Origin of the sequence: Streptosporangium sp. NPDC006007, from assembly GCF_040614315.1 — a bacterium.
Classification (GTDB): domain Bacteria; phylum Actinomycetota; class Actinomycetes; order Streptosporangiales; family Streptosporangiaceae; genus Streptosporangium.
The window spans coordinates 204,450-217,755 of record NZ_JBEXUG010000006.1 but is presented as its reverse complement, the minus strand read 5'-3'; the positions used below and the strand labels follow the sequence as shown (position 1 = coordinate 217,755).

Annotated in this window: 11 protein-coding genes; 7 read left to right on the top strand and 4 right to left on the bottom strand. The window is 71.7% G+C overall.

Annotation, left to right across the window (positions count from 1 at the left end; all coding sequences use genetic code 11):
- Window positions 1-4 precede the first annotated feature (4 nt).
- Window positions 5-1,132 (top strand): site-2 protease family protein, encoded by a 1,128-nt coding sequence (locus tag ABZ194_RS07640; protein WP_355593461.1) that lies wholly within the window; start codon window positions 5-7, stop codon window positions 1,130-1,132.
- A gap of 172 nt (window positions 1,133-1,304) precedes the next feature.
- Here the strand turns inward: ABZ194_RS07640 and ABZ194_RS07635 are convergent, their stop codons facing one another.
- From ABZ194_RS07635 to ABZ194_RS07620, 4 genes are all read right to left on the bottom strand, one after another.
- On the bottom strand, window positions 1,305-1,733 hold the full coding sequence (locus ABZ194_RS07635; protein WP_355593459.1) for an Hsp20/alpha crystallin family protein: 429 nt from the start codon (window positions 1,731-1,733) through the stop codon (window positions 1,305-1,307).
- Window positions 1,734-1,935: 202 nt separating this feature from the next.
- The gene (locus ABZ194_RS07630) at window positions 1,936-2,976 is read right to left on the bottom strand and encodes a zinc-dependent alcohol dehydrogenase family protein (protein ID WP_355593458.1); all 1,041 of its coding nucleotides are present in this window, start codon (window positions 2,974-2,976) and stop codon (window positions 1,936-1,938) included.
- A 156-nt stretch (window positions 2,977-3,132) separates the two neighbouring features.
- Window positions 3,133-3,834 (bottom strand): CBS domain-containing protein, encoded by a 702-nt coding sequence (locus ABZ194_RS07625; RefSeq protein ID WP_355593457.1) that lies wholly within the window; start codon window positions 3,832-3,834, stop codon window positions 3,133-3,135.
- Window positions 3,835-4,169: 335 nt separating this feature from the next.
- Window positions 4,170-5,663 (bottom strand): AAA family ATPase, encoded by a 1,494-nt coding sequence (locus ABZ194_RS07620; protein WP_355593455.1) that lies wholly within the window; start codon window positions 5,661-5,663, stop codon window positions 4,170-4,172.
- A gap of 339 nt (window positions 5,664-6,002) precedes the next feature.
- Between ABZ194_RS07620 and ftsH the strand changes: the two genes are divergently transcribed.
- From ftsH to ABZ194_RS07590, 6 genes are all read left to right on the top strand, one after another.
- On the top strand, window positions 6,003-7,979 hold the full coding sequence (gene ftsH, locus ABZ194_RS07615; RefSeq protein ID WP_355593453.1) for an ATP-dependent zinc metalloprotease FtsH: 1,977 nt from the start codon (window positions 6,003-6,005) through the stop codon (window positions 7,977-7,979).
- 275 nt (window positions 7,980-8,254) lie between these two features.
- The gene (locus tag ABZ194_RS07610; protein ID WP_355593451.1) at window positions 8,255-10,294 is read left to right on the top strand and encodes an FAD-dependent oxidoreductase; all 2,040 of its coding nucleotides are present in this window, start codon (window positions 8,255-8,257) and stop codon (window positions 10,292-10,294) included.
- 66 nt (window positions 10,295-10,360) lie between these two features.
- Window positions 10,361-11,434 carry a class I SAM-dependent methyltransferase gene (locus tag ABZ194_RS07605; protein WP_355593449.1) on the top strand — a complete coding sequence of 358 codons (1,074 nt, stop codon included), beginning with the start codon at window positions 10,361-10,363 and terminating at the stop codon, window positions 11,432-11,434.
- Window positions 11,434-11,748, top strand: a complete 315-nt coding sequence (locus tag ABZ194_RS07600; RefSeq protein ID WP_355593447.1) for a hypothetical protein — start codon at window positions 11,434-11,436, stop codon at window positions 11,746-11,748. Before ABZ194_RS07605 ends, ABZ194_RS07600 begins: the two co-directional genes overlap by 1 nt.
- Complete coding sequence (locus ABZ194_RS07595; RefSeq protein ID WP_355593445.1) at window positions 11,745-12,155, top strand: nuclear transport factor 2 family protein; 411 nt, start codon at window positions 11,745-11,747, stop codon at window positions 12,153-12,155. The genes ABZ194_RS07600 and ABZ194_RS07595 overlap by 4 nt, the downstream gene beginning before the upstream one ends.
- Window positions 12,156-12,168: 13 nt before the next feature.
- The gene (locus ABZ194_RS07590) at window positions 12,169-13,302 is read left to right on the top strand and encodes an ABC transporter substrate-binding protein (protein WP_355593443.1); all 1,134 of its coding nucleotides are present in this window, start codon (window positions 12,169-12,171) and stop codon (window positions 13,300-13,302) included.
- Window positions 13,303-13,306: the final 4 nt, after the last annotated feature.

The window sequence follows — 13,306 nt, the reverse complement described above, 5'->3', positions numbered from 1 at the left end:
AACCATGAGGCCGAGTCTGCGTCTGGGAACCGTCGCGGGGATCCCCATAGGAGTGCACTGGTCCACGCTCCTCGTCGTCGCGCTGATCATGGCCGTGCTGGGAACGGCGGTGTTGCCGGTCGAGGGGGCCGGCATGTCGCGGGGGGTGTACTGGACGGTCGCCGCGGTGACCGCGCTCGCGTTCCTCGCGTCGCTGCTGGCCCACGAGCTCGCCCACGCCCTGGTCGCCCGTCACCGGGGGGTCCGGGTGGGATCTATCACCCTGTGGCTGCTGGGCGGGATCACCGAACTCGACGACGAGGCCGGTACCCCGAGGACGGAGGCGGAGATCAGCGCGGCCGGCCCCCTGATGAGCCTGGCCCTCGCGGTGGCGGCCTACCTCGTGCTGATCGTCACCCACGGGCCGCCGCTCATCTCGTCGGCGCTGGCCTGGTTCGCCCTCGTCAACGCGGTACTCGGCGTGTTCAACCTGCTTCCCGGCGCACCCCTGGACGGCGGGAGGGTCCTGCACGCGTTCCTGTGGTGGCGCTACCGCGACCGTTCCCGCGCCGACCGGGCGGCCGTGCGGGCCGGGCAGTCGCTCGGCATGCTCCTGGTGGCCGCCGGTGTCCTGCAGACCGCCCTGTGGTCACCGGCCGGCGGGCTGTGGACGGTGCTCATCGGCTGGTTCCTGGCCGGTGCCGCCCGCAGCGAGGCGTTCGCCCACACGGCACGGGAGGGACTGGCCGGGCTGCGGATGCGTGACATCATGACGTCCGGCCCGGACCTCGCCCCCGCCTGGCTCACCGTCGACGCTTTCGTGGCCACCGTGGCGCTCCGGTCGCGGCAGAGCGTCTTTCCCGTCGTGGACTTCTCCGGAGCGCCCGTCGGCTCCGTCTCGCTTGAGGCGCTCTGCGCCCTCACCCCCGAGCAGCGAACCGCCACCCATGTCACCCAGCTGGCTCGCCGGCTGCCCCCGGACCATCTCGTGGCCCCCGACGAACCCGCGGCGCGGATCCTGAGACGGTCCGCGGAGCCGGCCACCCTGGTGGTCGAGAACGGCCACGTGACGGGCATGGTCACCTCCGCCGACCTGACCAGGATCCTGCTGCAGGCCACCCTGCGCGGCGGGCCGTGCGGCGACGCGACGTGATCCACGTCCGGGACGCCACCGCCCGGACGGGCGCATGGTCAGCCGATCGCGCCGGCTGACCATGCCGGCCACCCCGTGGTGCCACGGCACCGGAAGGTCCCCGGCCCCGGTGACGGTCGTGGCCTCGGAGGCCGGTGTTCCCGCCCCGCCGTGCCGTCGCTCAGGGCTCCCGCTACCTCGACCTGCCGTGGTGCGCCTCGACCGGGATGCGCTTACTCTTCTCCTCGGGCCTGGCCAGCTTCATGCTGACTTCGAGGATGCCCTGGTCGTAGCCGGCCTTGACGTCCTTCTCGTCCACCGTCGGGGGCAGGGTGATGGACCGGGTGAACGAGCCGTAACGGAACTCCGTCCGCTGCTGGTCCTTCTCCTCCTCCTGACGTTCGGCGTGGATCGTGAGAATGCCGTTGTTCAGGTCGATCTCGATGTTCTCGGGGTTGACGCCCGGCAACTCGGCCCGCAAAATGTACCGGCCCCCCTTGACGTAGTCCTCGAACCTCATGGCCTGCTGGCCCTGCGACCTCATGGTGGCGAAAGGAGCGTCGAGCAGGTCGAGCAGCTCGGGGAAGAGCCCCCTCTGCTCACGACGTGTCAGCATGCTCATATATGTCCTCCCTGTCAGATCGGGACCCTGCCCACTCTTGTCCCACCGCTCCCGCGGTGCCGGCACGGCGGCCGGAGGTCCCCACTGAACAGGTCTTTCGCCCGGCGACCGCTGCGAAAAACCCTTGGAAAGGGCTGATTTCCCCATAGAGGTGCCGTTCCACTCACCGGCGTCTCGGCTGCGAGGGCCGGAGCCCCGGGGGTCAGGCGCGGGTGAGGACGACTTTGAGCGCGCCGGTCTCGGCGGGACGGGAGAAGACCTCGTAGGCCTCGGCGAAGTCGTCGAGCGGGAACCGGTGTGTGATCATGCTGTCGGTGTCGAACCGCCCGCTGCCGAGCATGCCGAGCAGGGTAGGGGTGGAGAAGGTGTCGACCAGGCCGGTGGTGATGGTCAGGTCGCGGATCCACAGGTCCTCCAGGTGCAGCGTGGCGGGCCGGCCGTGGACGCCGACGTTGGCCACCCTGCCGCAGGGCCGTACCAGGGTGGTGCACATCTCGAAGGTCTCCGGCAGGCCGACGGCCTCGATCGCCACATCGGCCCCCAGCCCGTCGGTCACCGAGCGGATCACCTCCAGCGGATCGTCGTCGGGCCTGAGGGCGATGTCGGCGCCGAACCGCTTGGCGGCCTGCAGACGGCTCTGCGCCGTGTCGATCGCGATGATGTGCGACGGCGAGTACAGCCGCGCGGTGAGGATCGCGGCCAGCCCGATCGGGCCCGCCCCGACGACGACCACCGTGTCACCCGGCCGGACCTGGCCGCTCAGTATCCCTACCTCGTAGGAGGTGGGCAGGATGTCGGCGAGCATGACGGCCGCCTCGTCGCCGATGCGGGCGGTGAGCCTGTGGGTGGACAGGTCGGCGAAGGGAATCCGGGCGTACTGGGCCTGGACGCCGTCGACGAGGTGGCCGAGGATCCAGCCGCCCCCGCCCAGGCACTGGCCGTATCTGCTCCGCCGGCAGTAGTGGCACATGCCGCAGGCGGAGATGCACGACGCCAGGACCCGTTCACCCGGCCGCAGTGTGCTGACGGCGTCGCCCACGTCGACCACGGTGCCCACCGCCTCGTGGCCCAGGATCCGCCCCGGCCGCACCTCGGGTACGTCTCCGCCGAGGATGTGCAGATCCGTGCCGCAGATGGTCACCGTGTCGATCTGGATGATCGCGTCGCGCGGATCGACGATCCTCGGGTCGGGCACCTCGGTCCAGCTCTTCTGCCCGGGACCGCCGTACACCAGAGCCTTCATCGCAACTCCTTGAGGTTGGAATCCCCCGGCCTCAGCCGTGGGGAGAGGGTCAAGATCGCCTCCCAGGGCCTGACCGAGGGCCGGCGTTCCGGACGGCGCGGGCGGAGGGTCTCGCAGCCGCGGCGGGTCGCCGGCTCCCTTTCGTGGAGGGAGGGGTCAGCGCCCTCTCCAGGCGGGGAGGTCGTCCACGTTCCACTCCAGCTTGTCGATCACGTCGACGACCCCGTGCACCCGGTGGGTCATCCGCGCCGCCAGCTGGGCCTCACTCCGCCGGTGCATGCGGCCGGTCAGCGTCACGATACCGTGTGTGACGGTGACGGCGGTGTCGTGCGGCTCCGCCCAGAGTGAGTGCTCAAGGATCTCCTCGCACACCTCCTCGGCGATGCCGGCATCGCTGCGGACGAAGACTCTCAGCAGGTCATGACGGCTGATGATGCCTTCGAGCACCCCCTCGTCGTCCACCACGGGCAGCCGCTTGACGCCGTGCTCCTCCATGAGCCGCATGGCGGCCACGATCGAGGCGTTCGGCCGGGTCGTCACCGCCGGGGCGGTCATCAGCTCGGCGGCGGTGTCCCCCCGGGACTTGCTCCTGCCGTCGCCGCCCTCCTGGCTCAGGCGGTGGCGCAGCCGGGTGCGCAGCGGCGGCCGGTACCCCTCGCGGTAGTACTGCTCCTTGAACTCCTCCTTGTGCAGCAGGTCGGCTTCGGAGACGACGCCGATGACGTGTCCGTCCCCGTCCACGACGGGGACCGCGCTCACTCCGTGGGCGATGAGCACCTCGGCGACGTCCTTGAACGAGCTGCTGCCGTTGACCGACGCCACCTGTGTGCTCATGACGTCCTTGACCTTCACCCGCATCGCTGAACCCCCTTCGTGCGCGTGCGGGCCCGATCCGGCCGGGCGACTCCGCACGTCTTCGGCTCTCCTCCCCGGGCGCGGCCTCGACGAGGACGATCTCTGCCCGGCTCCCCACATCTCCATCTCACCGCCGGAGGGGCCGGTGAGGCAGAGGCCGGAGGTCCTCAATGCCGGGGTCTTTCGGCCGCCCCGCGGCGGGCCCGGAGGGCGGTCGCGCGCAGTCCGCGCAGTCCGCGCAGTCCGCGCAGTCCGGGCTGCGCGGGTGGCCGGCCGGGTCCGGTGCTCCGTTCCGTCCGGGACGCCGGATCGGACCGGTTCCATGAGATATCCCCGGATCAGCCCGGTTCCATCCGGGGGCGCCGGAACCGCCGGGCGGCGGTGCCCGGGGGCGGGTGGATCGCCGCCAGCGCCCGTTCGAGCGACTGTTCGGGGGAGGTGCCGGTGTCGATCTCGACCGCGTCGGGCCAGGGGGCCGCCCGCTCCGCCATGGTCGCGGCGATCGCCTGGTCGGCGTCCGAGATCCCGCCGGTACGGAAGGCGAGACGTTCGGCGACGACCCGAGGGGAAGCCGTACAGCGCAGGGCCACGAGATCGCTGGAGGTGTTCCGGGCGACCTCCTCCGCCGCCGCCCGGTGCCCGGCGTCGATCCAGGAGGCGTCGAGGACGACCGGCTCGCCGTGCCGCAGCAGCCTCCCGGCTCGGGACAGCAGTTCGCCGTAGGTGCGCTCGGTGTGCTCGGTGTGGTAGACGCCCTCGCCGAAGGGGGCGGGCGCGGGTTGCCCGGGTGCGATGCCGGCAAGCTCCTTGCGGACCCGGTCGCTGCTCAGCAGGGTGTGGCCGAGCCGGTCGGCGACGGCCGCGGCCAGGGTCGACTTCCCGGTCCCCGGCGTCCCGCCGACGAGGATCAGGTGGACCGCGCCCGCCCGCAGATGGCGTACCGTGAGCTTGGCCAGCTCGCGGGCCTCCCACACCGCGTCGGAGTCCCCCTGGCAGTGCCGGAGGCAGGCCACCTTGGCGCGGACGAACGCCCGGTAGGCGACATAATGGTGCCACAGCGAGGGCGGGGAGGGATCGCCGGAGAACTCGGCGTACCAGTTCAGGAACATCTCGCCCGCCTGGGGCGCGCCCAGCCGTTCCAGATCCATGGCCAGGAAGGCCGCGTCGTCCAGGCCGTCGAGGAAGCGCAGCCGTTCGTCGAACTCCAGGCAGTCCAGAATCCGCGGTCCGTCGTCCAGGCAGAAGATGTCCTCGGCGAGGAGGTCGCCGTGGCCGTCCACGATACGGCCCTCCTCGACACGGGCGGCGAACAGGTGCTCCCGGCCGTCGAGGAAGCGCAGGGTGAGCCGCTCGATCTCCTGAAGCACCTCGACGCCGAGGATCACGTCGGGAAGCGCGCGGACCTGATTGAGGCTCGCGGTCCAGCGGGACCACAGCGCCTCCCTCCCGCCCTGCTCGTCGATCTGCGGGCCGTGGCGGGCCCGGCTGTGCATGCTCGCGACCATCCGGGCGACCTGGCGCAGGTGCGCCTCCACCGGCTGCCCCGAACGGACCAGCACGGAGAGCCGTCGTTCCTCCGGCATCCGCCGCATCACCACCAGGTGCTCGCAGAGCTCTCCATCCGGGCCGAGCACGTCGGCGACCCCCTCGTAGACGTCCGGTGCCAGCCGCCGGTTGAGCTCCACCTCCTCCAGGCAGACGGCCCGCCGGGCCTCCCTCGTGGTGAAGTCCAGAAAGCCGAGGTCCACCGGTTTCTTGAGTTTGAAGGCGTGATCCCCGAGGAGGACCACGACGCCGGAGTGTGTTTCCCTGATCTGCGCCCACGGTCTCATCGCCGATGCCTCCGCGCTCGGGTCTGCCGCCCGGGTGATCCGGGAACCGGCTGAGGCGGGGGAGCCCGTGCCTCCCCGGAACGATCTCGTGCGGGTGGGGCGGACGCCCCCTGTCCCTGACTCTTCCCACAGCCGCGGCGTTCGACGCCGGTCGCGCGTGGAGTCGGTGTTGGAGGGCGGTGACGGGCGGGTGTGACCGGTGAGGTAGGGCCGCGGCGGAGGCCCCGGGGCCGCGCGGGGCCGTCCGTCCCGCTCTTCGGGTCTTTCGGCCCTGCCCCGCCCCCGCCGGGTGACTGAAAACTGGCGGTAGAGGCAGGGAGCCGGCAGGGAGGTCAGCTGATGATCACACGGGTTCGGCTGCGCGGCCGGCACATGACGGGTACGGCGAAGCCGGGGCCGCCGAACGACCCCCCGTCCCCGCCGGCGCCCCCGCGGCCTCCGGGCTGGCGGCACTGGCTGCTGCCGCTGGGAATGGCGGTCATCGCGCTCTGGCTGCTGCTCCCCCTCCTGTTCACCGGGACGGCGGCCAAGCCGTACTCCTACAGCGACTTCCTGGCCAAGGTGGGCGCCGGGCAGGTGAAGGAGGTGACGATCGACGACCAGGGCGCGGTGACCGGCGGCCTGAACGACGGCACGAGGTTCACCACCCAGATCCCCACGGCACCCAACGCCGATCAGGTGGAGGCCCAGCTCCGGTCCCACCACGTGGGGGTCAGCGCGACCCGGTCGGGCGGTTCCCTGCTGTCGATCCTGGCCGGTTTCCTGCCGCTGGCCCTGCTCATCGGCCTGTTCATGTGGACGGGACGGAAGGCGCAGCAGTCCATGGGCGGCGTCGGTGGCATCGGGGGCTTCGGCCGCTCGAAGGCGAAGATCATCGAGGCGGAGCGGCCGACCACCCGGTTCGGCGACGTCGCCGGTTACGACACCGTCAAGCAGGAGATCGGCGAGGTGATCGGTTTTCTGCGGGATCCCGGCCGATACGCGGCCGCGGGCGCGAAACCGCCCCGGGGCGTGATCATGGTCGGTCCGCCGGGGACGGGCAAGACGCTTCTCGCCCGGGCGGTGGCCGGTGAGGCGGCCGTGCCGTTCCTGTCGGTCACCGGCTCGGCGTTCGTGGAGATGTTCGTCGGCGTGGGTGCCTCACGGGTCCGTGACCTCTTCGACGAGGCACGCAAACGCGCCCCCTCGATCGTCTTCATCGACGAGATAGACGCCATCGGCGGGCGGCGGGGCGGCCCGATCTCCGGTGGCAACGACGAACGCGAGCAGACGCTCAACCAGCTGCTGGCCGAGATGGACGGCTTCGACCAGAGCAGCGGCATCGTCGTCCTGGCCGCGACGAACCGGCCGGAGACCCTCGACCCGGCCCTGCTCCGTCCCGGCCGGTTCGACCGGCAGGTCACCGTGCCCCTGCCCAACCAGGCCGAACGCGCGGCGATCCTGGCCGTTCACACGGCGGGCAAGCACCTGACCCCTGAGGTCGATCTCGGGGTGATCGCCCGGGCCACGCCGGGATTCTCCGGCGCCGACCTGGCCAACCTGGTCAACGAGGCCGCCATCAACGCGGTCCGGGCCGACCGGACGACGATCAACGCCCAGGACCTCGACGAGGCCCGTGACCGGGTGCTGCTGGGCCGCAGGGAGACCTCCAACGCCCTGCTTCCGCAGGAGCGCCACGCGGTGGCCGTCCACGAGTCCGGGCACGCCCTGCTCGCCACGCTCTGTGAGCACGCCGACCCGGTCGCGAAGGTGACCATCCTGCCCGCAGGTCTGACGCTCGGTGTCACCGAGCAGCTTCCCGAGGCCGAGAGGCACCTCTACAGCGAGAGCTACCTGGCCGACCTGCTCGCCGTACGGCTCGGCGGCCGGGCCGCCGAGCTGGTCGTCTTCGGTGAGGGTTCCACCGGCGCCGCCAACGACCTCGCGGCCGCCACCCAGATGGCCACCCGGATGGTGCGCGACTTCGGTCTGTCACCCGCGCTCGGCCCGGTCGGCTACTCCTCCGCGGCCCCCCGGTATCTTGGTGAGCAGGCCGAGGACCTCCAGCGCAGGCCGTACTCCGAGCGGACCCAGCAGATCATCGACGAGGAGGTCGCCCGTCTGCTCGGCGGGGCCGAGAAGCGCGCGGTCGATCTGCTCCGCGCCCACAGGACCGCGCTCGACCGGCTCGCCGCGATCCTGATCGAACGCGAGACCGTCGACGGTGACGTGGTCGGCGGTGTGCTCCGGCGGGAGCGGCCGGCGGCCCGCGGCCCGGCTCTTTCCGGGAGTCTCGTGCCGGGACGACGTCGTGATGAAACCCCCATGAAACCATGACGGGGTCGTGACGGGGTCGTGACGGAGCGGGTTGAAGGCGTTTCCGCGTGGTCCTGAGCATCCCGGCGGAGGCCGGCCTCCGCCGGCGCTCCGGCGTGTTTTGGGACCGCCCGATAACCGCCTTACTGAAACATGAAATCCGGGTTAGGTCATTGACTCTCTGTTCGGCGGTACCTACTGTTCTGCTTACGCGAACGCTGTATCGCTGATCGGAACGATTGGTGTGCAGTCGAGCCTGTCGTGTTCACCTCCCTGCGAGACGTGAAGGGGGATCGATGACAACGTCGGGCGTGGAGGGACTTCTCTCACCCGTCACGGTGGGACCGCTGTCACTGCGCAACCGGGTGTTCGTCCCCGGCCACACCACCAACTTCGGCCTGGACAACCGCCCGACCGACCGCCACACGGCCTACCACGTGGAACGTGCCAAGGGTGGCGTCGGCCTGATCATCACCGAGGCGGTGCGGGTCCACCCGACCAGCGCGGGACGGCACATCAGCCTCGGCAGCTTCGACGACTCCTCCATCCCCGCCTACGCCGAGGTCGCCCGGGCCGTGCAGGCGGAAGGCGCGCGGATCTTCGCCCAGATCATGCACGCGGGGCGCCAGGCCGCCGGGGACGCCACCCGAACCGCCGCCTGGTCGGCGGCCGACGTGCCGTGGGCCGCCGGAGCGCACGTCCCGCACGCCATGGGACGGGGTGACATCGCCGTCGTCGTCGGCGCCTTCGGCGGCGCCGCCCGGCGGATGGCCGCCGCGGGCTACGACGGCGTCGAGGTCCACCTCGGCCACGGGCACCTGCTGCAGCAGTTCCTGTCACCGGTCACCAACACCCGGGCCGACGGCTACGGCGGCGACCTGAACGGCCGCCTCAGGCTCATCCGCGAGGTGCTCGAATCGGTGACGCGGCAGGCGCCGGGGCTGCCGGTCGGCCTGCGGGTCAGCGCCGACGAGTTCCTGCCGGGCGGCCTCACCCCACCCGACGTGGTGGAGGTCGTCGCGCTCCTGCGGGAGGAGTTCCCCCTCGTCTACGTGCACGTCAGCCACTCGGCCTATCACGGGAGCCACTCGCTGGCGACCCAGATGGCCGACATGAGCTTCGGGCACGCCCCGTTCCGCCACCACGCCGCGCTGTTCAAGAGGGAGTTCCCCGACCTGGCGGTGCTCGCGGTCTGCCGGCTCGACAGCCTCCCCGAGGCCGCCGAACTGGTCGCCGGGGGAGAGGCCGACCTGGTCGGGCTGGCCCGCCCCCACATCGCCGACCCCCACCTGGTCCGCAAGGCGATCCAGGGCCGCTCCCACGAGGCGCGCTCCTGCCTGGCCTGCAACCAGGGATGCGTCGGACGGCTGGAGAACAGCCTGCCGATCTCCTGCGTGGTCAACCCGGAGGTCGGATCCGAGCGGCAGTGGGCGCGGCTCCGGTCGGCTCCGCCGCCCGCCGCCACCGGCCGGCGCCGGGTCATGGTCGTCGGAGGCGGCCCGGCGGGCATGGAGGCGGCACTGTCGGCACACCGCGCCGGCCACCACGTGACGCTCGCCGAGGCCGGCTCCGAACTCGGCGGCCAGGTGGCCGTCGCCGCCCGGGTGCCGGGGCGCGAGCGCCTCGGCCTGCTCACCGCCGAGCTCGCCGCCGACCTGGCCGCCTCGGGGGTCGAGATCCTGCTGGGACGGCACGTCCAGGCCGCCGACCTGCTGGCCGGCGGCCGGCACGAGGGCGTCGACGACGTCGTGGTGGCGACCGGTTCACGGCCGGGGCGGCGGGAGCTGCCGGGCGGCCCCCCGGTGCTCGACCTCTGGGAGGCCGTCGCGGCCCTGGACGATCCGGCCTCCCCGCTGCGCGGCACCGTCGTCGTCCGCGACGACGAGGGCGCGTGGCCGGCGGCCTCGATCGCCGAGCACCTCGCCCGGCTGGGTACGAAGGTGCACCTGGTGTCGCCCACGGCCTCGCTCTCGGCCCGGATCACCACCTACTCCAGGCTCGCGCTCACCCACCGGCTGGGCGAGCTGGGCGTCAAGGCCCACCTGCTCCGCGTCCCGCAGGGCGCGAGCGGGCATGAGGTCGTTCTCCGCGACACCCTCTGCGGCGACGTCGAGTCACTCCCCGGGGTGACCGCGATCGTCGACGCGGGCACGCCCGTCGCGGTGGACGAGATCTACCGCGCGCTCGACGGGGTGGCCGGAGCCCCCCGGGTGCACGTCGTGGGCGACGCCAACGCGCCGCGGACCGCGCTGGAGGCGGTCTACGAGGGGCGGCTCGCCGGCACGTTCCTGACCGACGCCGCCGGCGGCGCGACCGCCCTGGCCGGCGACGGCTGACCCCGCCCCCCCGGCCCGCCCCGGCCTCACGGACCCCTGCCCGCCTCCCCGCCGAGAAGGAGAGCCATGATCGACATTGAGGACAGACTGACCTTCGACGAACGCTCAACCGTGGACTACATCCTCGCCCTGCGCAAGCGGTGGGCCGACACCGTCTACCCCGCGCTCGCGCAGGAGTACCGGACGAGCGGCGCCCCGGCCCGGACCGTTGAGGAGGCGGCCGGACGCCTGCGCGAGCTGAGCCTCTACCCCTGGTACAGCCACCTGGAGCGCGTGCAGCAGAAGATGCTCTGGAGGAGCGCGGGCGACGCGGTCATCAGCCGCAGGGCCGACCTGATCGACCAGCTGAACGCCTCCGAGGGAGCCGGGGGCACGCTGACCCTCGACCCGGAGCTCGACCTGCCCGGCTGGTACACCGACTTCGACATCCACCTCCAGCCCGGAGGCTTCTTCTCCGACGACCTGTCCGCCTACGTCTACGAGTTCGGCGCGCGGATCGTCATGCTGCGCGACAACGACGGCTACAAGTTCCACCGGCTGTTCGCCGAGACCGCTCTGCCCGACCTGCCGTCGGCGGCCCGCGTGGTCGACATCGGCTGCGGCTTCGGCAAGAGCACCCGGCCGCTCGCGGCCCGCTACCCGGACGCCGAGATCATCGGGGTGGACCTCGCCGCGCCGGGGCTGCGCCTGGCGCACGCGGAGGCCGAGGCGGAGGGCACGGCCATCTCCTACGTCCAGGGGGACGGCAGGGCCACCGGCCTTCAGGACGGCTCCTGCGACGTGGTCACCGGCACCATGGTGCTGCACGAGATGCCCGCGCAGGCCGTACGGGAGACCATCCGTGAGGCGGCCCGCCTGCTCAGGCCGGGCGGCGCGCTGCGGTTCCTCGAATTCCAGCCGACCGGCGAACCGTTCAGGGACGCGACGATCTTCGAGCACGCCGAGCGGAACAACGAACCCTTCTTCCACGACCTGTTCGCCTCCGACCTGCTGGAGTCCTGCCGCGAGGCCGGCCTCACCGAGCCGTCCTGGTCCCCGTTCGACGAACGGAACCACGGTGTCAGCCCCGGCGGCTGGGGCGAACGACGCGAGTGGCACTTCCCGTGGGCGGTTCTGGCCGCGACCAAGCCGGAGAACTGATGAGCGACGAATTCGACTACTTCCGCGACCGTAACGCCGGCAGGTTGTTCGACCTGATTTTGCAGCTCAGCACCGACCTGCACGTCGCCGACCAGCGACTGCACGGCCTGGAGGCGCTGCTGGTGCGCCGCGGCGTCCTCGCCCCCGGCGAACTCGACTCCCTGGTGCCCGACGAGGCCGAGCGCCGGGTCCTGGACGGCAGGCGCGACGCCATGGTGGGCCGCCTGATGAGGATCATCACCGAGTCCGGCCCCGCCGAGCACCCGCTCCGCGACCAGTGGGAGGCCGTGCTGGCGAGCGGGAACGGCCGATGACCGGGGAGACCGGAGCCGAGCTCGTGGACCGCTACCTGCGGTTGTGCGAGGACCGTGACCTGGAGGAGGCAGCCCGGCTGCTCGCTCCGGACGCGCGGATGGTCTTCCCCGGCGGCCGGGTCTTCGCCTCGCTGCCGGAGATGGTCGCCGGGGCCGGCGGGCGCTACCGGTGGGTCCGCAAGCGCCGCGAGCGCTACTTCGAGGGCGCCGCGGGCGACGCGACCGTCGTCACCTCCCTCGGGACCCTGTACGGCGAGGACCTGATCGGCGAGCCCTTCTCCGGCGTCCGCTACGCCGACGTGTTCGTCATCCACGACGGTCTCATCACCGAGCAGAACGTCTACAACGACCTCACCGAGGCCGGGATCCCTTTCCGGCCCGCCGACGCCTCCCAACCCCCCAGCTGACAGAGGTTCGAACATGAAGCAGTTCCTGCGAATGGGCGCCGCCGCCCTCGCCGTCGCGACGCTGAGCGCCCTCACCGCGTGCGGCGGAGACGAGGGTACGGCCGCGAGCCCGGCCGCCGACGGCGGCAAGCCCGCCCAGGGGAAGATCACCTTCGCGATCGCCTCGGCCGTCATCGGGCCGAAGGAGGAGGTCGCCACCTACGCGGTGGCCAAGGACCAGGGCTTCTACGAGGAGCAGAACCTGGAGGTGGAGACCATCAACACCGACGGATCCGTGGCCGCCATCCAGGCGGTCGCCTCCGGCAGCGCGGACATCACCGCGGCCGACGCCGGCTCGATCCTGGCCGCCGTCGAGAAGGGCGTCCCGGTCAAGGCCGTCGGCGGCCTGGTCCAGAACTGGCCGTGGGTCATGGCGGTCAAACCGGGCAGCGGGATCAAGAGCGGCGCCGACCTCAAGGGCAAGAAGATCGGCGTCATCAGCCTGGCGTCGGGCTCGGCCCCCTACGCCAGGGCCTATGTCCACGAGGCCGGGCTCGACCCGGAGAAGGACGTCGAACTGCTGCCCGTCGGCGTGGGAGCCCAGGCCGCCGGCGCGTTCAACAGCGGCGAGGTGGACGCGCTCGCGCTCTACACCCAGGCGTACACCACGATCGAGCTCTCCGGCACCGGCTTCGAGTACCTCCCCAACCCGGACATGTTCCAGGGGATCCGCTCCATCACCTTCGCGGTGCGCAAGGACACCCTCGACCAGAAGAGGGACGAGCTGACCCGCTACCTGCGGGCCGGCTACCAGGGCATGCTCTTCGCCTCGGTCAACCCCGAGGCCGCCACCCGGATCGGCTACAAGGTCTTCCCGCAGATCCTGGCCGGCAAGTCCGCGGAGGAGCGGGTCGCCAACGACACCAAGGTCCTGGGCGCGTGGATGAAGACCGCCACCCCCAAGAGCGGCGAGCCGGAGACCTTCGCCGACTGGGGGGCGATCAGCGAGCAGGAGTGGGACAAGACCGCCGCCTACACCATAGGGGCCGGTCAGATCACCAAGAAGCCCGTGATGGCCGACGTCTGGGAGCCCGGGCTGCTGGCCGGGGCCAACACGTTCGACTCCGCGGCCGTGGTCGCCAAGGCCAAGGCGTACGCCCCGAAGTGACCTG